The following is a 22,339-nucleotide window of genomic DNA, read 5'->3' as shown; positions in this document are numbered from 1 at the left end:
ATATCGATGCGAACCCACCTCTCACGCTGCATCCTCGCCGGGCTGGGCATGGCGCTGGCGTCCCAGGCGCCGGCAGCCACCGTCACCGGTACCATAAACTCGACACTGACCCTGATTGCGGCTTGCCAGGTCAACGGCAGCTCAGGCACCTCGGGCCTGAATTTCGGCAGCCTGAACTTCGGCACTCAGGATGCCTTGTTCGGTACGGCCAACGCGCAGGTGCTCGGCGGCAGCGGCGGGGCACTGAGTGTGCTGTGTTCAGCGGGCACGGTGCCGGCCATTCGAGTACGCGCAGGCGCCCACGATGGTCAGTCCACCGGGGGCACCCGTGCTCTGGCAGACGGCGCCGGCAATTTCGTTCCCTATGACTTCTATACCGATGCGGGGCGCACGCAGTTGCTGGCCATCGACGGCACGATCACGTTGCCGACCAGCACCGGGGTCGCGCAAACCGTCAACCTCTATGGGCAGGCGCGTGGCAAGGCAGGTCTGCCCGCGGGGGTCTATACCGACACCGTCGCCGTCGAGCTGTCGTTCTGAGGCATGCGCGTTTGGCGTGCAGGGACCGTTGCCGGGTGCATGCTGATGCTGGCTGGCCCCCTGGGTGCGGCCACCACCAGTACCTTCGCGGTAAATGCGCAAGTTGTCGCCGGTTGTCTGGTCATAGGGGGCGCCACGCAGTACGGCACTCTGAACTACGGTACGCAGTCAGCCTTGTCCACGGCCGTGCTGAGTACGGCATTGGGCGGTTCGAGCGTGACGCTGCAGTGCACGCCAGGGGTAGTGCTGAGCATGAGCCTGGATGCTGGCCAGAACGCGAACGCAGGCGTGCGCAACCTCAAGCGTACGGGAGGCACGCAGGTAGTGCCCTACCAGTTGTACCAGGATGCTGCGTTGGCGCAGGGCATCGGCATTGGGCAAAACGTGAACGTGAGTTATGCCGACCCTGCAGCGGTAAGGCTGCCAGTCTACGGAAGGCTCCAACTACCCGGAACGGTGCCTGCCGGTACTTATACCGACGTGGTCCAGGTGACATTGACCTGGTGACCGGTCGATTCGCCACCATACCGTCCAAGGAGGGCTTCATGAGAGAACGCAGCAAATGGATCCGAGCCTTGTTGCTGATGTGCAGCGTGGCTGGCCAGCCGGTGTTAGCCGCCACGTCGGTACTGATCTGGCCCATTGACCCTGTGCTGGAAGCGGGGCAGAAGGCAGGGGCGCTGTGGCTGGAAAATCGCGGGACCGCGGCGGCAAGCCTTCAAGTGCGTGTATTTGCCTGGCGTCAGGGGCGCTTCGAGGAGCAGTTCAGCGCACAACGTGAAATCATCGGCAGCCCGCCGGTGGCCACTATCGCACCCGGTCAGAAGCAGCTCATTCGCCTGACGCGCACAGGTGCGGCACCTGCCGGTCAGGAACAGGCCTACCGCATCATCATCGACGAAATTCCCCCCGCAGTGCCCGTGGACAAGGCCGAGGCCGGGACCACGGCCGCAATTCGCCTGCAGATGCGCTACTCGGTGCCGCTGTTCGTCTACGGGGAAGGCTTGTGGGGCCGCCCGGACCCGAACGGCGAGCGCAACGAGCAGGGTGTAGGCAAGCCCCAGCTGACCTGGCAGCCGGTGATGATACAGGGCAAGCCGTACATCGAGTTGCGAAACACCGGCCCGGTGCATGCACGCCTGACCGATGTGGTGGTGCAGCAAGGCAACCAGGCCAAACCAGTTGCAGAAGGGCTGCTGGGCTATGTACTGCCCGGGGCCAGCATGCGCTGGCCAGCGCCGCTGGCCGTGGGGGCCGGTGGAACACTCAAGGGCCGGGTCAACGGCCAGGGCGAGGCGGCCGTCATCAACCAGGGTCGATAAGTTACAGGCAAGTCACAGGGCCAGGGAGGGCCCGGCAATGGTCAGGACCGATGCGTGAAGAGGTTCGCGACGAAGCGCCTGGGGTATCTGGGGCTGGCACTGGCCGGTTCTACCCTGGTGCTGGCAGACGACCTGCCGCCGCCGCCAACGGAGCTGTCGGCGGTTGCCGATGCCACCTTGTACCTGGACCTCACGGTGAACCAGATGCCAAAGGCTGAATTGGTGCCGGTGCAGCAAAAGGCCGGGCGCCTTTACATAGGCAGTGACGTGCTGCGCGCAGCAGGCCTTGCGTTGCCCGGCGACCCCTCAGGCGACGTGGCCCTGGACGCCGTTGCTGGGATGCATGCCGAATATGACAGCCAGAACCAGCAACTGCGGCTGGATGTGCCCCCAGGCTGGTTGCCGGACCAGCAAGTCGGTGAGCGCACGCTTTACCCGCCTACCGATGCGCGCAGCAGCTTCGGTGCCTTGTTCAACTATGACCTGTACCTGAACGATACCGATGACAGCGGCACCTACCTCGCCGCCTGGAATGAACTACGCGTGTTCGACAGCTGGGGGACCGTGTCCAGCACTGGCCAGTGGCGGCGCTCGTTCAACGGCGTGACGCGTAGTGGCACGGGTGATGGATTCCTGCGTTACGACACCACCTGGCGCTTCACCGACGAGCAACGGATGCTGACCGTCGAGGCCGGTGACCTGATCACCGCCGCCTTGCCCTGGAGTAGCTCAGTGCGCCTGGGCGGGCTGCAGCTATCCAGGGATTTTGCTGCCCGGCCAGACCTTGTGACCTACCCGTTGCCCGCCTTCGCAGGCGAAGCGGCCGTGCCAACGTCCCTTGAGCTTTTCATCAATGGTTACCGGGCCAGCACCACCGAGTTGCAGCCTGGCCCCTATACCCTGACCAACGTCCCTTTCATCAACGGTGCCGGCGAGGCAGTGGTGGTGACCACTGACACCCTGGGCAGGCAAGTGTCCACGACCCTGCCGTTCTATGTGACCAGCAGCCTGTTGCAAAAAGGGTTGACCGACTATGCGGTGGCAGCCGGCAGTCTCAGGCGTGACTATGGGGTGCGCGACTTCGGATACGGCCCAGGCGTGGCCTCGGCCAGCCTGCGCCACGGCCTGAGCGATACCTTCACGCTGGAGGCCCATGCGCAAACGGCCGAGTCCCTGATGCTCGGGGGCCTGGGGACGAACATGCGCCTAGGGCAGTTCGGGGTGCTCAATGCTGCACTTGCCCAAAGCCGTTTGGAAGGCAACCAAGGTCAGCAAATCGCCCTGGGTTATCAATACAACAGTCAACGCCTGGGTTTCAGCTACCAGCGCCTGCAACGCCATGGCGATTACGCCGACCTAACCCGCATCGACCGGCGCGACATGCAGCTGAGCAGGAGCAGCGAGCAGGTGACGCTGAGTTTGAACCTCAACCAGTACGGGAACCTGGGCGCCGGTTATTTCGATGTGCGCGCCGGGGACGGCACCCGCACACGTTTGATCAACCTCAGTTACAGCAGGCCCCTGTGGGGCAACAGCAGTATTTACTTCTCTGCTAACCGAGAGGTGGGTGATCGCCAATGGGCGGCGCAGGCGCAACTGGTGATTCCGTTCGACATGACCGGCACCCTGGCCTTGGGCATCGAACGCAATAAAGACGGCCAGCACCAGCAGCGGGTCAACTACAGCCGGGCGGTTCCGGTGGGCACCGGGGTGGGCTACAACCTCGGGTATGCCACCGGTAGCGATCGCCAGGCTTACCGCCAGGCCGACGCCACCTGGCGCCTGCAGTCGGTCCAGCTGCAGGCGGGTGTCTACGGCAGCAGTGGAGAAATGACCCGGTGGGCCGATGCCAGCGGCTCGATCGTGTGGATGGACGCCGGCCTGTTCGCGGCCAACCGCATCGATGATGCGTTCGTCGTGGTCAGCACCTCTGGCTACGCCGATGTGCCCGTGCGATACGAAAACCAGCCGGTAGGCCGCACCGACAAACGCGGTCACCTGCTTGTGCCCTATAGCAGTGCCTACTACCGAGGCAAATATGAAATAGACCCGATGGATTTGCCGCCTGACATTCTGGCACCGCACGTCGAGCAACGCGTTGCCGTACGCCGTGGCAGCGGTTATCTGCTCGACTTCGAACTCAAGCAGGTGCAGGCAGCCAGCCTGGAACTGGTGGATGGCAATCAGCGACCGCTGAGCCTGGGGAGCCGCGTCAGACACGTGCAAAGCGGCGCCCAGGCCGTGGTGGGGTGGGATGGGCTGGTTTACCTGGAAAATTTGCAGGCCACTAACCGCTTGCAGGTCGAACTGGCGGGGGGAGGGCAGTGCGAGGTCGACTTCACCCTGCCAGAAAGCACCGGCTCGATCCCTTTGATTGGGCCGTTGGTGTGCAAGTGAGCCGCCATCAAGCCTGGCTCTGCGCAGGGTTTCTAGCGCTCTGCGCAGAGCCTGCCCTGGCCAAGTGCGCGTCGGTGGCCACCGCGCCCGCTCTGTTCGGCGCCCTCAATTCAACCCAGGTTCGCACCGCCGTGCAGACAGCATCCACGGCGAACGCCGGTTTACAGTGCAATGGCACGGTATTGAGCGTGCTCAGCAACACCGACTCGTTCAAGCTGACGGTACAGCCGTCCACGGGGGGGGTGCTTGGCCCTACAGGGGATGTCATCCCGTATACGCTCTACGCCGATGCCACCACCAACTTTCCCATCAGCCGCGGTGTTGCATTCGAGTACGGACGCACGGGTATCCTCGACCTGCTGGGCTTGCTCAACGGTACGCCCAAGACTGTACCGTTGTACCTTCGCACCCAGATCGGGAGTAACGTGGCGGCAGGTCTCTATCAGGAGACCCTCAAGCTGGATTGGACCTGGAACTATTGTGAAGGGCTTTCGCTGGGCGGGTTGTGCATCGGGCGGGATACCGGATCAGGCACCCAGTACCTGACCGTCAGCCTGACGGTGACCAATGATTGCCAGATCGTTACGCCGAATATCAACTTCGGTTCTGCGCCTGTGGTCAGCGCCTTCGCAACGGTCAGCCAGAGCCTGAGCGTTTCCTGTACCAAAGGCAGTGCCTACAGCGTCGGGCTCAGCGATGGGCAGAACGTGCTGAGCGGGCGGCGGCGCATGAAGTCGGCTGCCAACAATTACCTGGCGTACGACATCTACAAGGGCGCAGGCACCGTTCGCTGGGGCGCGAGCGGTAGCGCCAGGCGGGCCAGTGCCGATGCCGACGTCAACCCGGGCATAGGCACTGGCACTGGCAGTCAGGTTTTCAACTACAACGCCCGCGTCTATACCGACCAGGCTACGCCGCCGGCGGCGAGCTACTCGGACAGCGTGGTACTGGACGTCCAGTTCTGAGAGAAGGCTCAGCGCAGGTCGTCTACCATCGCGGCGAGCGTATCCAATACGGCGCTCGCCAATGCCTTGGAGCGCAGCCCTGACCAGCCCGTGCGCGGGTCGGGGGCATCGTCGTGGTCCTTGAACGGCATCTCCAGGGTCAGTGACAAGCAGTCGTGCGCCATCCCCACGGCGTTGCAGGCCAACGTCGTATTGGCCTTACCTGGCGCGTCACGGGTGTACCCATGGGTGGTCTGGAAGTCTGCCGTCAGGCTCATCAGCGTGTTGCGGAAGGTTTCTTCCAGGTGGGCGAGGCGGGCTGTGTAACCTGGGTTGCCCTCGCAGGCGGCAGTGAATACATGGGGGATTTCTTCATCCCCGTGCACGTCGATGAAGGCGTCCACACCATATTGTTTCATCTGCGCCTGGGCGAAGAACACTTCCGGAGTGAGCTCGACATTGGCGTCCTGCCAGGCGCGGTTAAGGTCCTTGCCGGCGTAATTGGTGCGTAGATGGCCCAGGAAGGCACCGTCAGGGTTCATGTTAGGAATCAGGTACAGATCAGCGCGGCTCAGCAGTTGCTGGACAGTGGCGTCGCCAGCCTGCAAACGGTCGATCAGCCCCTCCATGAACCACTCGGCCATGTGCTCACCGGGATGTTGCTGGGCGATGAACCACACCTTGCGCTTGCCCGCTGCACCGTCGCCTGCGCGCAGCAGCGGTATGTCGCGACCCTGGACGCTGCGGCCGCTGGCCAGCAATGTGATGCCGGGGAGGGCGAGCGCACGTTCGATCAGTTGATTGTGGCGTGCACGGGGGTAGGGCTCGAAGTAGGCGAACCAGATCTGCGGTTGCTGCGCCGTGATCTCGAAGCTCAGGGCGGTACCATCGAATTGGCTGGGCACCCGAAACCAGGCCTGCTGGTCGTAAGAGGCCACGGCGTTGTAGCCAGTCCAGGCATTCTTGTAAGACGAGCCAGCAGCGTTGTCGAGGCTGAACCGGTGTTTCTGCCCAGGCGTCAGGCCGCTGACGCGAAAGTGAAACCACTGGTAGTGGCCACTGTGGGTGTCCGGCCGGATGGCGAGGCGGACCTGGGCAGGATTGCTGGCGTCGATGACTTCGATGTTGCCAGAATCGAAGTCGCAATCGATATGCAGCGGTGACAGCGTCACGGTCATGGGCGGGCTCCTTGGCGATGTTGTTGTGCAGCTACTGTACACCGCTTGCAGGCCTCAAAGCGCCCCTGTGCGCTTAGCCGTGGTTCAGAGCCCCAACTGGCTGAGGCCCGGATGATCATCAGGGCGTCGGCCGAGCGGCCAATGGAACTTGCGCTCGCTTTCTGCGATTGGGTGCTCGTTGATGCTCGCGTGCCGATAGTGCATCAGCCCGTCCGGGGCGAACTCCCAGTTCTCGTTGCCATATGCCCGGTGCCATTGGCCGCTGTCGTCGCGGTACTCATAGGCATAGCGCACGGCAATACGGTTTTCGGTGAAGGCCCAAAGCTCCTTGATCAGCCGATAATCAAGCTCGCGGTTCCATTTGCGGGTCAGAAAAGCCTCAACCTCGGCTCGCCCACGGGGAAACTCGGCGCGATTGCGCCATACGGTATCGGGGGTATAGGCCAGCGACACCTTGGCAGCATCGCGACTGTTCCAGCCGTCTTCGGCCAGACGGACTTTCTCAATGGCGCTGTCGCGGGTGAAAGGTGGCAGCGGTGGACGGGACATTGCTCGACTCCTCGGCATGAATGTGTCCGAAAAGCGTAGCGTGCCTGGGACAAAGCGAGAATCATCACCAGGCAGACTTCATAATTGCGTCGGCGACAACAATGCTGATGTGTGCGGAGTACCGGTGTGGTCGAGTGTGGGGGCTGCCCGTCACGACCGTGGCAGGTGCACGGCCGTGACGAACAACGGGCTCAGCGCCGGCGGAACAAAGGCAGCGGCTGGTCCGTGGCACCCTGGTAGGTGACCGAGAAGTCCTTCAGGCCCTGCAGGGCGTCTTCGGGGTCCTTGTCGGCGCGGATGGCGAATGCATCGAAACCGCAACGGGCCATGAAGAACAGCTGGTCGCGCAGCACATCGCCGATGGCGCGCAACTCACCCTTGTAGCCGTAGCGGTCGCGCAGCAGGCGCGCATTGGAATAGCTGCGCCCGTCGGTGAAGGCAGGGAAATTCAGGGCGATGACCTGGAAGTGTTGGACGTCCTCGCCAATCTCCTCAGCCTCCTGGTCGCTGTCCAGCCAGATGCCCAGGCCACCGTCGCGGGCTTTCAGGGCATGGGCATGGTCGCGCCACATCTGCAGGGGCACGATGTAGTCGTCGCAGTTGGTCAGTTCGTCGAACGAAGTTTCCTTAGGCAGCAGGTGCCAGGTTTCGTCGACGATCTGGTTGTGCTTAATGATTCGCTGCATACACGCGTTCCTTGAAGGGGTCGATGCCGATGCGTTGGTACGTGTCGATGAAACGCTCTTCTTCAGTGCGTTGTTCGACGTAGACGGCGATCAGCTTCTCGATCACATCGGCCATGTCGTCCTGGGCGAACGAGGGGCCCAGGATCTTGCCAAGGCTGGCGTCGCGCGCGGCGTTGCCGCCCAGCGATACCTGGTAGAACTCTTCGCCCTTCTTGTCCACGCCCAGGATGCCGATATGACCGACGTGGTGGTGACCGCACGCATTCATGCAACCGGAAATGTTCAGGTCGATCTCGCCAATGTCGAACAGGTAGTCCAGGTCGTCGAAACGACGCTGGATGGATTCGGCAATGGGGATCGACTTGGCGTTGGCCAGGGAGCAGTAGTCACCGCCTGGGCAGCAGATGATATCGGTCAGCAGGCCAATGTTCGGGGTGGCGAATCCGCTCTCGCGCAGCTCCAGCCACAGGGCATGCAGCTGGCGTTGCTCGACGTCGGCCAGGATGATGTTCTGCTCGTGCGAGGTGCGCAGGAAGCCGAAGCTGTAACGTTCTGCCAAGTCGGCTACGGCGTCGAGCTGCTTGTCGGTGAGGTCACCTGGGGCAACGCCGGTGGGCTTGAGCGACAGGGTCACGGCCACGTAACCAGGGCGTTTATGGGCGCGGGTGTTGCGTGAGCGCCAGCGCGCGAACCCTGGATGTTCGCTGTCCAAGGCGCTGTAGTCGACATCGTCCAGCGCCAGGTACTGCGGATCGACGAAGTGACGCGACACGCGCTGCACTTCCGCCTCGGTCAGCGTGCTGCTGCCGCCACGCAGGTGGACCATTTCGGCCTCGACCTTTTCGGCGAAGACTTCGGGTGTCAGGGCCTTGACCAGAATCTTGATCCGCGCCTTGTACTTGTTGTCCCTGCGGCCGTAGCGGTTGTAGACGCGCAGGATAGCGTCCAGGTAGCTGATCAGGTCCTGCCAGGGCAGGAACTCATTGATGAACGAACCGACCACCGGCGTGCGGCCCAATCCGCCCCCGACCAGGACGCGGAAACCCAGCTCGCCAGCGTCGTTGCGCACCGGCTCAAGGCCGATGTCGTGCACTTCGATGGCCGCGCGGTCCTGTTTCGAACCGTTGATGGCGATCTTGAACTTGCGCGGCAGGAAGGCGAATTCCGGGTGGAACGTGGTCCACTGACGGACGATCTCGCACCAGGGGCGCGGGTCGATGACTTCATCGGCTGCAACGCCAGCGAACTGATCGGTGGTGGTGTTGCGCAGGCAGTTGCCGCTGGTCTGGATGGCGTGCATCTGCACGGTCGCCAATTCGGCCAGGATGTCGGGGATATCTTCCAGGGACGGCCAGTTGAACTGCACGTTCTGGCGGGTGGAAATGTGCGCGTAGCCCTTGTCGTAATCGCGGGCGATCTTGGCCAGGGTACGCACCTGCCGGGCATTGAGTTGGCCATAAGGAACGGCGACACGCAGCATCGGCGCGAATCGTTGAATGTATAGGCCGTTCTGCAGGCGCAGCGGGCGGAATTCTTCCTCGCTCAGCTCACCGGCCAGGTAGCGGCGGGTCTGATCACGGAACTGCTTGACGCGGTCCTCGATGATCCGCTGATCGTATTCGTCATATACGTACATAAAAGTCCTGTCTCAGGCATGCAGCTATTCGCGCGCACGGCCGCGCACTCCGGTTCGGAGCCGGGGCACCATAGCAGGTTGTATTTATGCGCAAAAGTGATGTTTTTGCATATGAAAAGAACCAAACGGACTATGTGAGACTGACTGCCATTTATGCGCCAGTTCTGACCCGATGGGTATAATCCTGGGTTTGCTTCAGAGACGTCAGCCTATGCTCAAGGCCCTGTACCGCTGCCTTTGCCTGTGCTTCGCCCTGCCATTGAGCGCAAGTGCGCAGCCGGTGTCAGTGGTTTTCCTCAACCCGGGTTCGCCAGACGAGACATTCTGGACCAGCTACAGCCGGTTCATGCAGTCCGCCGCTGACGAACTGGGCATGGACTTGCGTGTGGAGTATGGCGAGCGCCGGACCGATCTTGCCCTGAGCCAGGCCCGGGCGGCCCTCGATGGGCCCAGGCGACCTGATTACCTGGTACTGGTAAACGAGCAGTACATCGCCCCTGAGATCATGCGCCTGTCGCAAGGGGCGGGGGTCAAGCTGTTGCTGGTCAACAACGGCTTGACGCCTAGCCAGGCGCGGGCTGTCAGCGCTCGGCCTGACAAATTCGCGCAGCCGTTGGGTTCTTTGACCACCAATGACGAACAAGCCGGTTTCCAGATGTTGCGTGAAATGATCGCGCAATTGCCTGCCACCAGTGGCCCAGTGGATTTGGTCGCGTTCTCAGGCGTGAAAACTACGCCTGCCTCGCAGCGCCGGGAAGAAGGCATGCGCCGTGCCTTGGCCGACTTCCCCCAGGTGCGCTTGCGGCAGGTGGTGTACGGCGGGTGGAGCCGGCAGCGCGCCTACGAGCAGGCGCGGTTTCTGCTCGAACGCTACCCACAGACACGGCTTGTATGGTCGGCCAACGACGAGATGGCCTTTGGGGCCATGCAGGCGTTCGAGGAAGCGGGGCTCAAGCCAGGCAAGGATGTCATGTTCAGTGCGGTGAACAGCTCGGGGGAGGCGTTGCGTGCGCGTCTGGATGGGCGCTTGAGTGTACTGATGGGCGGGCATTTCAGCCTTGGGGGCTGGGCCATGGTCATGCTGTATGACGATGCCCACGGCCTGCCGTTCGGGCGCGACGGCCTGCGCAATTACAGCCTGCCTGTGCTGCAGAGCATCGACCAGGCCAAGGCCGGGCAATGGCTTAAACGACTGGAGTTGGCCGACCACGGCGTGGACTTCAAGGCGTACAGCGCGATAGGGCGCACGGCTGGCTATCAGTACCCGTTCCTGACGTCACCGGTCGAATACTGAAAAGCCCTGCTTGAGCAAAGGTCTTTGCTGGTCTTAACTGCCGATTGTGCGGTGCATTCCCATAATCACTACAAGAGGCAATGCCATGACCAATCCAACGAAGTTGCGCAAGCCCAGCCATGGCGTCGATACCTGGGCAATCCTGTGCCTGGTCGCGCTGGTCGTCATCACGGCGGTGTATTGGGGCACTCACCCCTAATCCTGCTCACCGATCACATGGCGCATCAACACTGACGCGCCTTGTTTCCAGCTGCGCCCCACGGGAACAGCTGGATGCGGGTGTGCCTTAGCTGTCATACCCAAGGTTTGGCGCCAGCCAGCGCTCGCTGACACTTATTGGTTGACCTTTGCGGGTGCTGTAGCACTCGATCTGATCCTTGTCCACCTTGCCCACTGCAAAGTACTGCGCCTGCGGGTGGGCGAAATACCAGCCGCTGACAGCCGCGGCCGGGAACATGGCGTAATGCTCGGTCAGGAAGACGCCGCTTGGGCCGGTTTCGCCGATGGCGCTGCCGTCGAGCAGGCGGAACAGGGTTTCTTTCTCGGTGTGGTCGGGGCATGCCGGGTAGCCCGGCGCTGGACGGATGCCACGGTACTGCTCCTTGATCAGCGCTTCGTTGTCCAGCTGCTCCTCCCGGGCATACCCCCAGTAATCCTTGCGCACCTGCTCATGCAACCATTCGGCGCAGGCCTCGGCCAGGCGATCGGCCAGGGCCTTGACCATGATCGAGCTGTAGTCGTCGCCTTTGTCCTGGTACGCCTTGGCGACTTCTTCGGCCCCGATACCGGCCGTGGTGATGAACCCGCCCACGTAGTCGGTCACACCGCTGGCCTTGGGGGCCACGAAGTCGGCCAGCGACCAGTTGGGCTTGCCGTCGGGCTTGATGGTCTGCTGGCGCAGGTGGTGCAAGGTCGCCAGCGCAGCGCCGTCTTCGCCGTACACCTCGATGTCGTCATCGGCCACCTGGTTGGCGGGCCAGAAGCCAAACACTGCGCGAGCACTGATGAGTTTTTCGTCGATCAGTTTGTCGAGCATTTCGCAGGCGTCCGCATACAGGGCAGTCGCCGCCTCGCCAACGACTTCGTCCGTGAGAATTCGCGGGAACTTGCCCGCCAGGTCCCAAGAGATGAAGAACGGCGTCCAGTCGATGTATTGGGCCAGGGTGCGCAGGTCGATGTCATGCAGGACCTTGGTGCCAGTGAAGGAGGGTACGGCTGGCTGGTAGCCGGCCCAGTCGTACTGGGGTTTGGCCGCCACTGCCTGGGCGTAGGTGAGGCGCTCGGTCCGGGCGCTGCGATTGGCCGTGCGTGCGCGTACCTCTTCGTAGTCCTGGCGTGTGCTTTCGACGAAACCCGCCTTGAGCTCCTTGGACAGCAATTGCGTCGCCACGCCGACGGCGCGAGACGCATCGGTGACGTAGATCACGGCGTCATTGCTGTACTTGGGCTCGATCTTCACGGCCGTATGGGCCTTGGAGGTGGTGGCGCCGCCAATCATCAACGGCAGCTCGAAACCCTGGCGCTGCATCTCGCGCGCCACATGCACCATCTCGTCCAGCGACGGTGTGATCAGGCCCGACAGGCCAATGATGTCGCATTTCTCGTCCCGAGCCGTCTGCAGGATCTTCTCGGCGGGCACCATCACCCCCAGGTCGACGATGTCGTAGCCGTTGCAGCCGAGCACCACGCCGACGATGTTCTTGCCGATGTCGTGCACATCGCCCTTGACCGTCGCCATCAGGATCTTGCCCTTGGCCTCGGGCTTGTCGCCTTTTTCGGCTTCGATGAACGGAATCAAGTGCGCAACGGCTTGCTTCATCACCCGGGCCGACTTGACCACTTGGGGCAGGAACATCTTGCCGGCGCCGAACAGGTCGCCGACCACGTTCATGCCGCTCATCAAGGGGCCTTCGATGACCTCGATCGGCCGCGCACATTGCTGGCGGCACGCCTCGGTGTCCTCGACGATGAACGCCGTGATGCCCTTTACCAGCGCATGCTCCAGGCGCTTTTCCACCGGCAGCGAGCGCCACTGTTCGTTCTCGACTTCCCGCGTGGCACCGCCGCCTTTGTAGTCGTCGGCAATGGCCAGCAGCGCATCGGTGCCCTGGGGCGTGCGGTTGAGCACCACATCCTCGACCTTTTCCCGCAACGGCGCTGGGATCTGGTCGTAGATTTCCAACTGCCCGGCATTGACGATGCCCATGGTCAGGCCGTTGGCGATGGCGTGGTACAGGAACACCGAGTGAATCGCCTCGCGCACCGGGTTATTGCCCCGGAACGAGAACGACACGTTGGACACCCCACCCGAGGTCAAGGCGTGCGGCAGGTGGTCGCGGATATAGGCGCAGGCCTCGATGAAATCCACGGCATAGTTGTTGTGTTCCTCGATGCCGGTGGCGACAGCGAAGATATTCGGGTCGAAGATGATGTCTTCTGCGGGGAAGCCCACCTCGTTGACCAGAATGTCGTAGCTGCGCTTGCAGATTTCCTGTTTGCGCGCGGCAGTGTCGGCCTGGCCAACCTCGTCGAAGGCCATGACCACCACGGCTGCGCCATAGCGCTTGCACAAGCGGGCATGGTGCTTGAACTGCTCAACGCCTTCTTTCATGGAAATGGAGTTGACGATGCCTTTGCCCTGGATGCACTTGAGGCCAGCCTCGATCACCTCCCACTTCGAAGAGTCGATCATGATCGGCACGCGCGAGATGTCCGGCTCGCCGGCGATCAGGTTGAGGAAACGGACCATGGCCGCCTGGGAGTCGAGCATCCCTTCGTCCATGTTGATGTCGATGACCTGGGCGCCGGCCTCTACCTGCTGCAGCGCCACTTCCAGGGCCTCGGTGTAGTTTTCCTCGCGAATCAGCCGCGCGAACCTGGCCGAGCCGGTGATGTTGGTGCGCTCACCGACGTTGACGAACAACGACTGGCGATCAATGGTGAAGGGCTCCAGGCCCGAGAGGCGGCACGCCTTGGCGATCTCCGGGATTGGCCGTGGCGGGTACTTGGCCACGGCCTCGGCGATTGCCTGGATATGCCCAGGGGTGGTGCCACAGCAACCGCCAATGATGTTCAAGAAGCCACTGGCGGCGAACTCCTCGACCACGGCGGCCATTTCCGCCGGGGTTTCGTCGTACTCACCGAAGGCATTGGGCAAGCCCGCATTGGGGTGGGCCGAAACGTGAGTATCGGCCTTGCTCGACAACTCTTCCAGGTAAGGGCGCAAGTCCTTGGCGCCTAATGCGCAGTTCAGGCCGACGGATATAGGCTTGGCGTGCCGGACCGAGTTCCAGAAGGCTTCGGTGGTCTGCCCGGACAATGTGCGGCCGGAGGCATCGGTGATGGTGCCGGAAATCATGATCGGCAGCTCGATGCCGTCGTCCTCGAACACCTGCTGCACGGCGAAGATCGCCGCCTTGGCATTGAGGGTGTCGAAGATGGTTTCGATCAGGATCAGGTCGGCACCGCCCTCGATCAGCCCGCGGGTGGCCTCGATGTAGTTTTCCACCAGCGCGTCGAACGTGACGTTGCGGTAGCCCGGGTCGTTCACATCCGGAGAGATCGAGCAGGTGCGGCTGGTCGGGCCGAGTACGCCCGCCACGAAGCGCGGCTTGTCGGGTGTTTCCAGCGTCTTGGCATCGGCCACTTGGCGGGCGATGCGCGCGCCTTGCACGTTCAATTCATACACCAGCGATTCCATGCCATAGTCGGCCTGGGAGATCTGGGTGGCGTTGAAGGTGTTGGTCTCGAGAATATCGGCGCCCGCGTCCAGGTAAGCCTTCTCGATGGCCGCGATGATATCTGGACGACTCAGCAGCAGCAGGTCATTGTTGCCTTTGACGTCGCTTGGCCAATCGGCAAAGCGCGTGCCACGATAGTCGGCTTCCTCCAACCGGTAGCTTTGAATCATGGTGCCCATGCCGCCATCGAGAATCAGGATGCGCTCTTTAAGTGCTTGTTGAAGGGCGTGAAGACGAGCGCTACGGTCGGACATATGAACTACCTGGACGGGCGGAAATCAGAAAGTGCTGAATCATAACAAAGCTGCACGGTTTTTAGGGGTGCGCTCGGTTTCCATGAAATATGTTCATGTTGCCTGGGTCTTACTCAGCTATTAATACAAACACTGCCCATGCTTATTGCGTTGGCTGCACATAATCAGGACATCTCGCACATGGTGCATCGTATGCTTGCCGGCTTTGTCGCTCTCTTACTCAGTAGCGCGGCGTTCGGGCAAGGTCTTCAAGCAAGTCCAGCCATCTCCTACACCCGTGATGTCCAGCCGATCTTCACCGAAAAATGCGTTGCCTGCCACGCCTGCAACGACGCTGCCTGCCAGCTAAAGCTGGAGGCAGCCGAAGGCGCCGTGCGCGGCGCCAGCAAGGTGCCCGTTTATCAGGGCGAGCGCAGCAAGGCCGTGGCGCCCACCCGGTTGTTCTATGACGCTCATGGCGAGGCCGAGTGGCGCAAGAAGGGCTTCTATTCGGTGCTCGACAACCAGGGCAGCCAAGCCGCATTGATGGCGCGCATGCTCGAGCTGGGGCACAAGACGCCGCTCACGCCAAATGCCAAGGTACCGGATGAGATTGCACTAGGCCTGAACCGCAACAATATGTGTCCGTTGCCCCATGAGTTCGACGCCTACGCCGGTGCGCATCCCATGGAAGGCATGCCGCTGGCCGTCACCGGCCTGACCGACCAGGAATACGCGACACTGCGTGGCTGGCTGGCGGCGGGTGCGCCAGTCGAGTACCAGGCGATCAAGCCCAGTGCCAGCGAAGCCCGTCAGATCGCCGAATGGGAAGCGCTGCTCAATCGTCCTGGGGCTTCAGAAGCCCTGGTGGGGCGTTGGCTGTACGAGCATCTGTTCCTCGCCCACATCCATTTTACCGGGGGTGAGCAGGGGCACTTTTTCCAATGGGTGCGCTCGCGCACGCCCAGCGGGCAGCCTGCCGATATCATCGCCACGCGCAGGCCCAATGATCCGCCCGGAACTGAGTTCTTTTATCGCCTGATTCCCGTCCAGGGCGTGATCGTGCACAAGACACACATCACCTACCCCCTGGGTCCGCAAAAACTCAAGCGGGTCAAGCAGCTCTTCTACGCCGGCGATTGGCAGGTGACCACGCTGCCAGGCTACGGCCCTCGTCACCGCGCCAACCCTTTCGAAACCTTCGAGGCGATCCCGGCGGTGGCTCGCTACCAGTTCATGCTCGACAACGCCGAGTACTTCGTACGCACATTCATACGCGGGCCGGTGTGCCGTGGGCAGATTGCCACGGACGTGATCCGCGACAACTTCTGGGCGCTGTTCCAGGAGCCTGCCTTCGACCGCTACGTCACCGATGCCCGTTACCGTGGCAAGGCCACGCCCTTGCTCGCCATGCCGGGTCAGAATGACGATGTGGGCAGTGTGCTTGCGCTGTGGCGCGCCTATCGCGACAAGCGCAACGAGTACGAGAAACTGCGCCGTGAAGCCTATGCCGACATGCCGGCCCCGGGCTGGTCGACCTTGTGGACAGGCAACGACAACGCGTTGCTGAGCATCTTCCGTCACTTCGACAGCGCTACAGTGACCAAGGGCCTGGTGGGGGATGTGCCCCTGACGATGTGGTTGTTCGACTACCCCTTGCTCGAGCGCACCTACTACCAGCTGGCGGTCAACTTCGACGTCTTCGGCAACCTGTCGCACCAGCTGCAGACGCGCCTGTACTTCGACCTGATCCGCAACGGCGCCGAGGTCAACTTCCTGCGCCTGATGCCGGCCGAGTCGCGCCAGGGCATCCTGAGCGACTGGTATCAAGACAGCGGCAAGATAAAGATGTGGCTCGACTACGAAAACATCGACGCCGATACCCCGAGCGGCCTTGCCCTGAGTCCACACGATCCCAAACACGACTTCGGGTTGCAGCTGATCGCGCGGACCGCCAGCATCAATGCTTCACCCGACCCGATCAACCGCTGCCAGGGGGCGTACTGTTCGCGGCCGCAGATGACTGAAGAGTTCCGCAATGCAGAGCAGTCCCTCAGCCGGCTGGTCTCGCGTCCGGCCGCAGGGTTGAAAGTGATCAATCAATTGCCCGAGGCGACGCTGCTGCGCATCGAAAGGCAGGGTGGGCAGCGGCAGGTCTATACTTTGATGCGCAACCGGGCGCACAGCAACGTGGCATTCCTGTTGGGCGAGGCTTATCGTTACCAGCCGGGCCTCGATACCCTGACCTTGCAGCCCGGGGTCATGACCAGCTACCCCAACTTCATGTTCAACGTGCCAGCCGCCGAAGTACCGGTGTTCGTCGACCTGATGAGTCAGGCCAAGGATGATACCGCTCGCTTCGAGCGCATCGTCGAGCGATGGGGTATACGCCGAACTCACCCGCAATTCTGGCGTTATTTCCATGACCTGAGCGCGTTCATTCTGGAAACCGACCCGGTGGAGGCCGGCGTGCTGGACATGAACCGCTACGAAAACCTCTGATCGGGGCGCGCTGACCTTTCGCGCCCTCCTGCGGTCCCAAACCATGAGTGGCACCGGCAGCTGCGCTGCAGCCGGTGCCTGAATGCACCGGCAAACGCAGGGTACTTCATGCTGTATTCGCTTCAAGCACTTCGTGCTTTCGCCGCCTGGGTGGTCGTCTGCCACCACTTCATGCAGGTTTTTTTCGACTTTCATGCGTCCGGGCCCGTCGGCCAATTGTTCACTGATCGGGGTGCGGTCGGCGTGGATATCTTCTTCGTCATCAGCGGGTTGGTCATCTACCTTTCGACCTGCGACAAGCAGGTTGTCCCGCATCAGTTTCTGCTAAACCGAGTGCTGCGTATCGTGCCGGCCTACTGGTTCTACTCGGCCTTGATGGCCTTGATGCTGCTGGCCTTCAGTCAATGGATGCCGCATCAGGTGTTCACCTGGCAGCACCTATTGCGTTCACTCTTTTTCATACCGGCAGAGAACCCAGGTGGCTACGGCATGTACCCCACCCTGAACGTCGGCTGGACCTTGAACTTCGAGATGATGTTCTACCTGCTGTTCGGGATGGCGTTTCTCGTTGGCCGGCGCCAGCACTTGCTGGTGGTGGCCGGGCTGTTGGTAGTGGTGAGCGAGGTCCTGGGGCGCCTGGGCGTGGTCAGTCATTTCTACAACAATGACATCGTCTATGAATTCCTGCTCGGCATCGGTATCGGTGTGCTGCATCGCTGTGGCCTGATCCGTCAGGGTGTCTGGGTCCCGCTGGGGCTTCTGGCAGTGGCCGCGCTGGCCATTTATCAGCTAGACGCCTCTCAACGGCTGCTGCATTGGGGCCTGCCCAGCGCAATGGTCGTCCTGGCCTTCATCGCCATGGAGCCGCTGTTCACTGGCAATCGCGTACTCAAGGCGCTGGGCGACTGCTCGTATTCGGTGTACCTGATCCATGTACTGGTCCTGCACCTGGGCTGGTTTGCCAGCCAGCAACTGGGGCTGGACCCGTACCTGACATTCGCCGTCTGCGTGCCTTGCATCGCACTGCTGTCGTGGCTCAGTTACCAGTGGATCGAGCGCGGCCTGTACCGTCACATGCAGGCCTGGATGCAAGCACCGAGCGTACAGGTGCAGCCGTATGTGCTTTCCCGAGTCAAATACTAGGACTTTGTTAGAGGGCTGCGTTGGCGTACACTGGCGCACAAGTCTGTGAGGAACCTACATGAGCGCTATAACCATTACCGACGCCGCCCATGACTACCTGGCTGATCTGCTGTCCAAGCAGAACACGCCGGGTATCGGCATTCGTATCTTCATCACCCAGCCGGGTACCCAGTACGCCGAGACGTGCATCGCCTATTGCAAGCCGGGTGAAGAGAAGCCTGATGACACTGCTGTGGGCCTCAAAAGCTTCACTGCCTACCTCGACGCTGTCAGCGTGCCGTTCCTGGAAGATGCGCTGGTGGACTATGCCACTGACCGCATGGGTGGCCAGTTGACCATCAAGGCGCCTAACGCCAAGGTGCCGATGGTCAATGAAGACAGCCCCATCAACGAACGCATCAACTACTATCTGCAGACCGAAATCAACCCTGGCCTGGCCAGTCATGGCGGTCAGGTGAGCCTGGTGGATGTCGTCGACGAGGGCATCGCTGTCCTGCAATTTGGCGGCGGCTGCCAAGGTTGCGGTCAGGCGGACGTCACCCTCAAGGAAGGCATCGAGCGGACACTCCTCGAGCGCATTCCTGAGCTCAAGGGTGTGCGTGATGTGACGGACCATAGCCAGAAAGAAAACGCCTACTACTAGGGCATCAGGGGTTGCACCGAGCTGGAATCTGGCTTGGCGCTGGCCCTGGAAGGCGACGTGCCGCACTGCACTAGCAACAAACTGTTACGTTTGCAAGCCCTGCGACAATCGGCCGCTGCCCGTAATCAGCGGCCTGCAGGGGTTAATCGCCGCCAGTGGGTAGAAGGTACTTGGGGGGGCATGCCAGAATGCGCCGGTTTTCTGCCCGGCCCGCCCCGAGGGTCGGCACCTTCCCTGTAAAGGATGGTTTCATGAATGATCTTCTGACCCGGCGTGCAGTCGTCGCCGGCATGGGCGTTCTTGGGCTTGGCCTGCTGGCAGGTTGCAGTCCGGCGCGTGGGCTCGAGTTCAAGTATGGCAAGAACATGAGCAACGAAATCCTTGGGCGCAAGTTCTCGCTGCGCGATCCCCAAGGCAACGTCCGTACCCTCTCAAGCTTCTACGGCAGCATGCCGATGGTCTTCTTCGGCTTCACCCAGTGCCCGGCCATCTGCCCGACCACACTGGCACGAGCCGCCCAGATCCGCAAACTGCTGCGCGGTCGAGACCGTGATCTGTTCCAGGTGGTATTCATTACCCTCGATCCAGAACGCGATACGCCGCAAGTGCTCGATGCCTACGTCAAGGCGTTCGACCCGACCTTCGTCGCGCTCACCGGTACGCCTGCAGAAATCGACGCCGTGGCCAGGGAGTTCAAGGTGTTCTACGAAAAAGTCCCGGCCGGTGACACCTATACCATTTCACATTCGTCCACCAGCTACGTTTACGACACCCGTGGCACCCTGCGGCTGAGCCTCGGGCATTCCCTCACAGCCAAGGAATGTGCCGAAGACCTGGTTACCCTGATGGAGATCTGCTGAATGTCATTGCAATCCGTTAAGCGCGGCCTGGCTGCGTTGGTCCTGCTGGGCCTCACTGGGCCGGTAATGGCCCAGACCATAGTCAGCGAGGCGTGGGTGCGCGCCAGCGTGCCTCACCAGCAGTCGACCGGTGCCTTCATGACCATTACCGCCAGTAGCGACAGCAAGCTGGTCAGTGTCGCCTCGCCTGTGGCCAAGACTGTACAAGTGCATGAAATGACCATGAACGGGGACGTCATGGGCATGCGTGAGGTCAAGGCTGTCGCGCTGCCGGCCGGTAAGCCTGTCACCCTGGACCCCAATGGCCTGCACGTGATGCTGATGGGCTTGAACGATCAGGTGAAGGAAGGCCAGCAGGTTCCGCTGACGCTGACGGTAGAAACCGCCGATGGCACCGCCGAGACTGTGGCCGTGCAAGCTCAGGTACGCGCGCTCACTGCGCAGGCGCAAGGTGAGCATGAACATATGCACATGAGCCACCCGTAAAACCTGGCGGGGCTGCCTTGCGGCCCCAGCTGGTTCAACTGCGAAACTTCGGCAGTGGCCTGTCCAGCGTCAATGACGTCAGCGCACGCCGCACACGTGCTTCGTCAGCTTCCAAGGCCTTCAGGCTTGCCCGTATCTTGCCGGCCGCCGGCAGGTCGCCCTGGCGATCGATCCAGTCGGCAATCGCCTTGCAAGCAGTGCTAAGGCACGCTTGCCGCTGGTTCATCAGTGACAGAAGGGTGGTGATCTCTCGTTCGGACATGACGGCTCCTCCTTTCAGCCTTTTGAGTGTAGCAGCGCCATGGCCAAACGCCTGTGCCGCATTGACGCGCTCACGCGGCGAAGCAGGCCAGCCGGTAGGCCCCCGGGGTGATGCCATAGGCTTGCTTGAACTGTCTGTTCAGATGGCTCTGGTCGGCAAAGCCCAGGCTGAACGCCACTGTCGCAGGCGGCTGCCCCTCCTTGAGCAGCTCCCTGGCCCTTACAAGGCGTCGCTGCTTGAGCCAGGCGTGAGGGGGCATGCCCGTTGCCTGGCGAAACACCCGTGCGAAGTGAAACGGCGACAGGTTGACGGCAGCCGCCAGTAACTCCAGCGACGGCGGGTCAGCCAAGTGGGTTTCCAGCAACTCTCTTGCGCGTGCAACAGCGCGAGGCTCGCGACCAGGGGCAGACAGATCGGCCAGGCGTCCGTGGCGTTGAACCAGCGCCAACACCGCCTGGCGCCATACGGTTTGCTGTTGCAGTGCGCTGGCGCTGCTTTCGGACAGCTGATGCAGTTGGCTGAAGGCGCTGGCAAGGCCAGCATCATGGATCACGCTATCGCGAAAGCGCGGCATCCCCCCATGGCCCAGTTCCAATTCATCCAGCACACCGGTAACGCGCTCATGTTCAGGGTAGAACCCGCGATAACGCCACCCGGCCTCGTGGGCCTTGGCACCGGTATGCAGTTCGTCCGGATTGATCAGGACCATGCTGCCAACCGGTGCAAGATGCTCGCTGCCCCGGTGCCAGAAACGCTGGGCACCGGATTCGATCACGGTGAACACATAGCCTTCATGCACGTGTGGTGCAAACCGTTGTTGCACATACTGGGCGTGCAGCATTTCCACATCGCCCAGCGCCGGTGCCTGCCATAGATGCGTTTGCTCACGGGTAGTGGTGTTCATGAAAGGACGCTTCGCAGGACGAAGAAAATCAACATGCTCAACAGCATGCTCAGCATCACGCTACGGGTCAACCACACCAGTGCGGCAGCCACCACCGCCCCCAGCAGGTACGGGTTGAGCGGTTGCAGGTTAAGCGTATGCCCTGGCAAGAAGATGATAGGGCCGCAGATGGCCGTGAGCATACCTGGCACCGCAAAGCCCAGGAATTGACGCGCATGGGCGCTCAGGCGCAACGGTAGGCGCGGTTCGAGAAAAGCATAGCGATTGAGGAACACCACTATGCCCATGCCGATGATGAGCAGCCAGGTCATCAAACGGTCCTCCGAAGTTTCTGGCATGCGAAGCCGGTGCTCATCCCAAGCAGGCCGGCGCTGACCAAGGCCGTTTCCCACTGCCAATGGCTGAGCAGTACTGAAGCGGCCAGTGAAACGGCGACGCACGCGAGCGTAGGCAGATTACGTACCAGGGGCGTGATCAAGGCGACGAAAGTGGCGACGATGGAGAAGTCCAGGCCTAGCTGATCAAGGTGTGGAATGCTTTGCCCCAGCACGATTCCGACCCACGTGAACAGATTCCATGCAACGTAGAATGTGAAGCCCAGACCTAAGGCATACCAGCGATTGAAATGCTGGTGGTCGTGCCGACTGGTCAGGGCAAAGAACTCATCGGTCAGCAGAAATCCAAGCCCCAGGCGCCAGTGCAGTGGCAAGGGGGAGAGCGCTGGGCGCATCGACAGCCCGTAAAGCAGGTGCTGTGAGGTGAGTAACAAGGTTGTCAGCAGTATGGAGGCCAGGCTGGCACCGCTTTTGAGCATGCCGATGGCCACCAGCTGCGCAGCGCCGGCAAAGACGATCGCCGAGAGCCCCTGGCTTTCCCAGGCGCTGAGGTTGGCTTCGATGGCCATGGAGCCGGCCAGCAGGCCCCAGGGCGCGACGGCAAGCGACAGCGGCATGATGGCGATGGCGCCCTGCAAAAAGGCGTGACGTGCGATGGACGGCATAGGAAGCGGGCATGTGGACA

The 22,339-nt window shown here is 61.9% G+C and carries 20 protein-coding genes; 11 read left to right on the top strand and 9 right to left on the bottom strand.

Annotated features, from left to right (window positions below):
- The first annotated feature begins 6 nt into the window (after positions 1-6).
- The 5 genes from B2J77_RS12590 (at position 7) to B2J77_RS12570 (ending at position 5,224) form a co-directional block, all read left to right on the top strand.
- Positions 7-540, top strand: coding sequence for a spore coat U domain-containing protein (locus B2J77_RS12590; RefSeq protein ID WP_058603835.1), 534 nt, complete (start codon positions 7-9; stop codon positions 538-540).
- Positions 541-543: 3 nt separating this feature from the next.
- Positions 544-1,047, top strand: coding sequence for a spore coat U domain-containing protein (locus B2J77_RS12585; RefSeq protein ID WP_058603836.1), 504 nt, complete (start codon positions 544-546; stop codon positions 1,045-1,047).
- 38 nt (positions 1,048-1,085) lie between these two features.
- On the top strand, positions 1,086-1,862 hold the full coding sequence (locus B2J77_RS12580; RefSeq protein WP_078478778.1) for a molecular chaperone: 777 nt from the start codon (positions 1,086-1,088) through the stop codon (positions 1,860-1,862).
- A gap of 99 nt (positions 1,863-1,961) precedes the next feature.
- Positions 1,962-4,259, top strand: coding sequence for a fimbria/pilus outer membrane usher protein (locus tag B2J77_RS12575; protein ID WP_153302532.1), 2,298 nt, complete (start codon positions 1,962-1,964; stop codon positions 4,257-4,259).
- Entirely contained in the window at positions 4,256-5,224 is a 969-nt protein-coding gene (locus tag B2J77_RS12570) for a spore coat U domain-containing protein (protein ID WP_078478776.1), read from the top strand. Before B2J77_RS12575 ends, B2J77_RS12570 begins: the two co-directional genes overlap by 4 nt.
- Positions 5,225-5,232: 8 nt before the next feature.
- On the opposite strand, the gene B2J77_RS12565 is transcribed toward B2J77_RS12570, so the two are convergent.
- The 4 genes from B2J77_RS12565 to B2J77_RS12550 form a co-directional block, all read right to left on the bottom strand.
- Positions 5,233-6,381: a M14-type cytosolic carboxypeptidase gene (locus B2J77_RS12565; protein ID WP_078478775.1), complete on the bottom strand. Its 1,149-nt coding sequence runs from the start codon at positions 6,379-6,381 to the stop codon at positions 5,233-5,235.
- Between the two features lie 84 nt (positions 6,382-6,465).
- Positions 6,466-6,930, bottom strand: a complete 465-nt coding sequence (locus B2J77_RS12560; protein WP_058637368.1) for a DUF1348 family protein — start codon at positions 6,928-6,930, stop codon at positions 6,466-6,468.
- 191 nt (positions 6,931-7,121) lie between these two features.
- Positions 7,122-7,616 (bottom strand): DUF934 domain-containing protein, encoded by a 495-nt coding sequence (locus B2J77_RS12555; protein WP_027914639.1) that lies wholly within the window; start codon positions 7,614-7,616, stop codon positions 7,122-7,124.
- Positions 7,600-9,252: a nitrite/sulfite reductase gene (locus B2J77_RS12550; RefSeq protein ID WP_078478774.1), complete on the bottom strand. Its 1,653-nt coding sequence runs from the start codon at positions 9,250-9,252 to the stop codon at positions 7,600-7,602. Before B2J77_RS12550 ends, B2J77_RS12555 begins: the two co-directional genes overlap by 17 nt.
- 211 nt (positions 9,253-9,463) lie before the next feature.
- Here B2J77_RS12550 and B2J77_RS12545 point away from each other — a divergent pair, with 211 nt between their 5' ends.
- Entirely contained in the window at positions 9,464-10,546 is a 1,083-nt protein-coding gene (locus B2J77_RS12545) for an ABC transporter substrate-binding protein (RefSeq protein WP_058637366.1), read from the top strand.
- Positions 10,547-10,832: 286 nt separating this feature from the next.
- Here B2J77_RS12545 and metH read toward each other — a convergent pair whose 3' ends face one another.
- The gene (gene metH / locus B2J77_RS12540) at positions 10,833-14,540 is read right to left on the bottom strand and encodes a methionine synthase (protein WP_058637365.1); all 3,708 of its coding nucleotides are present in this window, start codon (positions 14,538-14,540) and stop codon (positions 10,833-10,835) included.
- A 180-nt stretch (positions 14,541-14,720) separates the two neighbouring features.
- Between metH and B2J77_RS12535 the strand changes: the two genes are divergently transcribed.
- The 5 genes from B2J77_RS12535 (at position 14,721) to B2J77_RS12515 (ending at position 20,153) form a co-directional block, all read left to right on the top strand.
- Entirely contained in the window at positions 14,721-17,021 is a 2,301-nt protein-coding gene (locus tag B2J77_RS12535) for a fatty acid cis/trans isomerase (protein WP_078478773.1), read from the top strand.
- Positions 17,022-17,129: 108 nt separating this feature from the next.
- The gene (locus tag B2J77_RS12530; RefSeq protein WP_078478772.1) at positions 17,130-18,164 is read left to right on the top strand and encodes an acyltransferase family protein; all 1,035 of its coding nucleotides are present in this window, start codon (positions 17,130-17,132) and stop codon (positions 18,162-18,164) included.
- Positions 18,165-18,222: 58 nt separating this feature from the next.
- Positions 18,223-18,807, top strand: a complete 585-nt coding sequence (nfuA, locus tag B2J77_RS12525; protein WP_023536208.1) for a Fe-S biogenesis protein NfuA — start codon at positions 18,223-18,225, stop codon at positions 18,805-18,807.
- Positions 18,808-19,058: 251 nt separating this feature from the next.
- Positions 19,059-19,667 (top strand): SCO family protein, encoded by a 609-nt coding sequence (locus B2J77_RS12520; protein ID WP_058637362.1) that lies wholly within the window; start codon positions 19,059-19,061, stop codon positions 19,665-19,667.
- Positions 19,668-20,153, top strand: a complete 486-nt coding sequence (locus tag B2J77_RS12515; protein ID WP_058637361.1) for a copper chaperone PCu(A)C — start codon at positions 19,668-19,670, stop codon at positions 20,151-20,153. It abuts the gene before it with no gap.
- Positions 20,154-20,187: 34 nt separating this feature from the next.
- Here the strand turns inward: B2J77_RS12515 and B2J77_RS12510 are convergent, their stop codons facing one another.
- From B2J77_RS12510 to B2J77_RS12495, 4 genes are all read right to left on the bottom strand, one after another.
- Entirely contained in the window at positions 20,188-20,415 is a 228-nt protein-coding gene (locus B2J77_RS12510; RefSeq protein ID WP_058637360.1) for a hypothetical protein, read from the bottom strand.
- A 70-nt stretch (positions 20,416-20,485) separates the two neighbouring features.
- Positions 20,486-21,319, bottom strand: a complete 834-nt coding sequence (locus B2J77_RS12505; protein WP_058637359.1) for an AraC family transcriptional regulator — start codon at positions 21,317-21,319, stop codon at positions 20,486-20,488.
- A complete protein-coding gene (locus tag B2J77_RS12500; RefSeq protein WP_058637358.1) occupies positions 21,316-21,630 on the bottom strand; it encodes an AzlD domain-containing protein in 315 nt (104 codons plus the stop codon). Before B2J77_RS12500 ends, B2J77_RS12505 begins: the two co-directional genes overlap by 4 nt.
- A complete protein-coding gene (locus tag B2J77_RS12495; RefSeq protein ID WP_058637357.1) occupies positions 21,630-22,319 on the bottom strand; it encodes an AzlC family ABC transporter permease in 690 nt (229 codons plus the stop codon). The genes B2J77_RS12500 and B2J77_RS12495 overlap by 1 nt, the downstream gene beginning before the upstream one ends.
- Positions 22,320-22,339 lie beyond the last annotated feature (20 nt).

The sequence above is a fragment of the Pseudomonas parafulva genome (assembly GCF_002021815.1).
GTDB classification, from domain to species: Bacteria; Pseudomonadota; Gammaproteobacteria; order Pseudomonadales; family Pseudomonadaceae; genus Aquipseudomonas; species Aquipseudomonas parafulva_B.
This window is presented reverse-complemented; position numbering and strand designations above follow the sequence as displayed.

Coding starts and splice junctions, on each gene's coding strand:
- B2J77_RS12590 (WP_058603835.1), top strand. CDS start 7: ATGCGAACCCACCTCTCACGCTGCATCCTCGCCGGGCTGGGCATGGCG.
- B2J77_RS12585 (WP_058603836.1), top strand. CDS start 544: ATGCGCGTTTGGCGTGCAGGGACCGTTGCCGGGTGCATGCTGATGCTG.
- B2J77_RS12580 (WP_078478778.1), top strand. CDS start 1,086: ATGAGAGAACGCAGCAAATGGATCCGAGCCTTGTTGCTGATGTGCAGC.
- B2J77_RS12565 (WP_078478775.1), bottom strand. CDS start 6,381: ATGACCGTGACGCTGTCACCGCTGCATATCGATTGCGACTTCGATTCT.
- B2J77_RS12560 (WP_058637368.1), bottom strand. CDS start 6,930: ATGTCCCGTCCACCGCTGCCACCTTTCACCCGCGACAGCGCCATTGAG.
- B2J77_RS12555 (WP_027914639.1), bottom strand. CDS start 7,616: ATGCAGCGAATCATTAAGCACAACCAGATCGTCGACGAAACCTGGCAC.
- B2J77_RS12550 (WP_078478774.1), bottom strand. CDS start 9,252: ATGTACGTATATGACGAATACGATCAGCGGATCATCGAGGACCGCGTC.
- B2J77_RS12545 (WP_058637366.1), top strand. CDS start 9,464: ATGCTCAAGGCCCTGTACCGCTGCCTTTGCCTGTGCTTCGCCCTGCCA.
- metH (WP_058637365.1), bottom strand. CDS start 14,540: ATGTCCGACCGTAGCGCTCGTCTTCACGCCCTTCAACAAGCACTTAAA.
- B2J77_RS12535 (WP_078478773.1), top strand. CDS start 14,721: ATGGTGCATCGTATGCTTGCCGGCTTTGTCGCTCTCTTACTCAGTAGC.
- B2J77_RS12530 (WP_078478772.1), top strand. CDS start 17,130: ATGCTGTATTCGCTTCAAGCACTTCGTGCTTTCGCCGCCTGGGTGGTC.
- nfuA (WP_023536208.1), top strand. CDS start 18,223: ATGAGCGCTATAACCATTACCGACGCCGCCCATGACTACCTGGCTGAT.
- B2J77_RS12520 (WP_058637362.1), top strand. CDS start 19,059: ATGAATGATCTTCTGACCCGGCGTGCAGTCGTCGCCGGCATGGGCGTT.
- B2J77_RS12515 (WP_058637361.1), top strand. CDS start 19,668: ATGTCATTGCAATCCGTTAAGCGCGGCCTGGCTGCGTTGGTCCTGCTG.
- B2J77_RS12510 (WP_058637360.1), bottom strand. CDS start 20,415: ATGTCCGAACGAGAGATCACCACCCTTCTGTCACTGATGAACCAGCGG.
- B2J77_RS12505 (WP_058637359.1), bottom strand. CDS start 21,319: ATGAACACCACTACCCGTGAGCAAACGCATCTATGGCAGGCACCGGCG.
- B2J77_RS12500 (WP_058637358.1), bottom strand. CDS start 21,630: ATGACCTGGCTGCTCATCATCGGCATGGGCATAGTGGTGTTCCTCAAT.
- B2J77_RS12495 (WP_058637357.1), bottom strand. CDS start 22,319: ATGCCGTCCATCGCACGTCACGCCTTTTTGCAGGGCGCCATCGCCATC.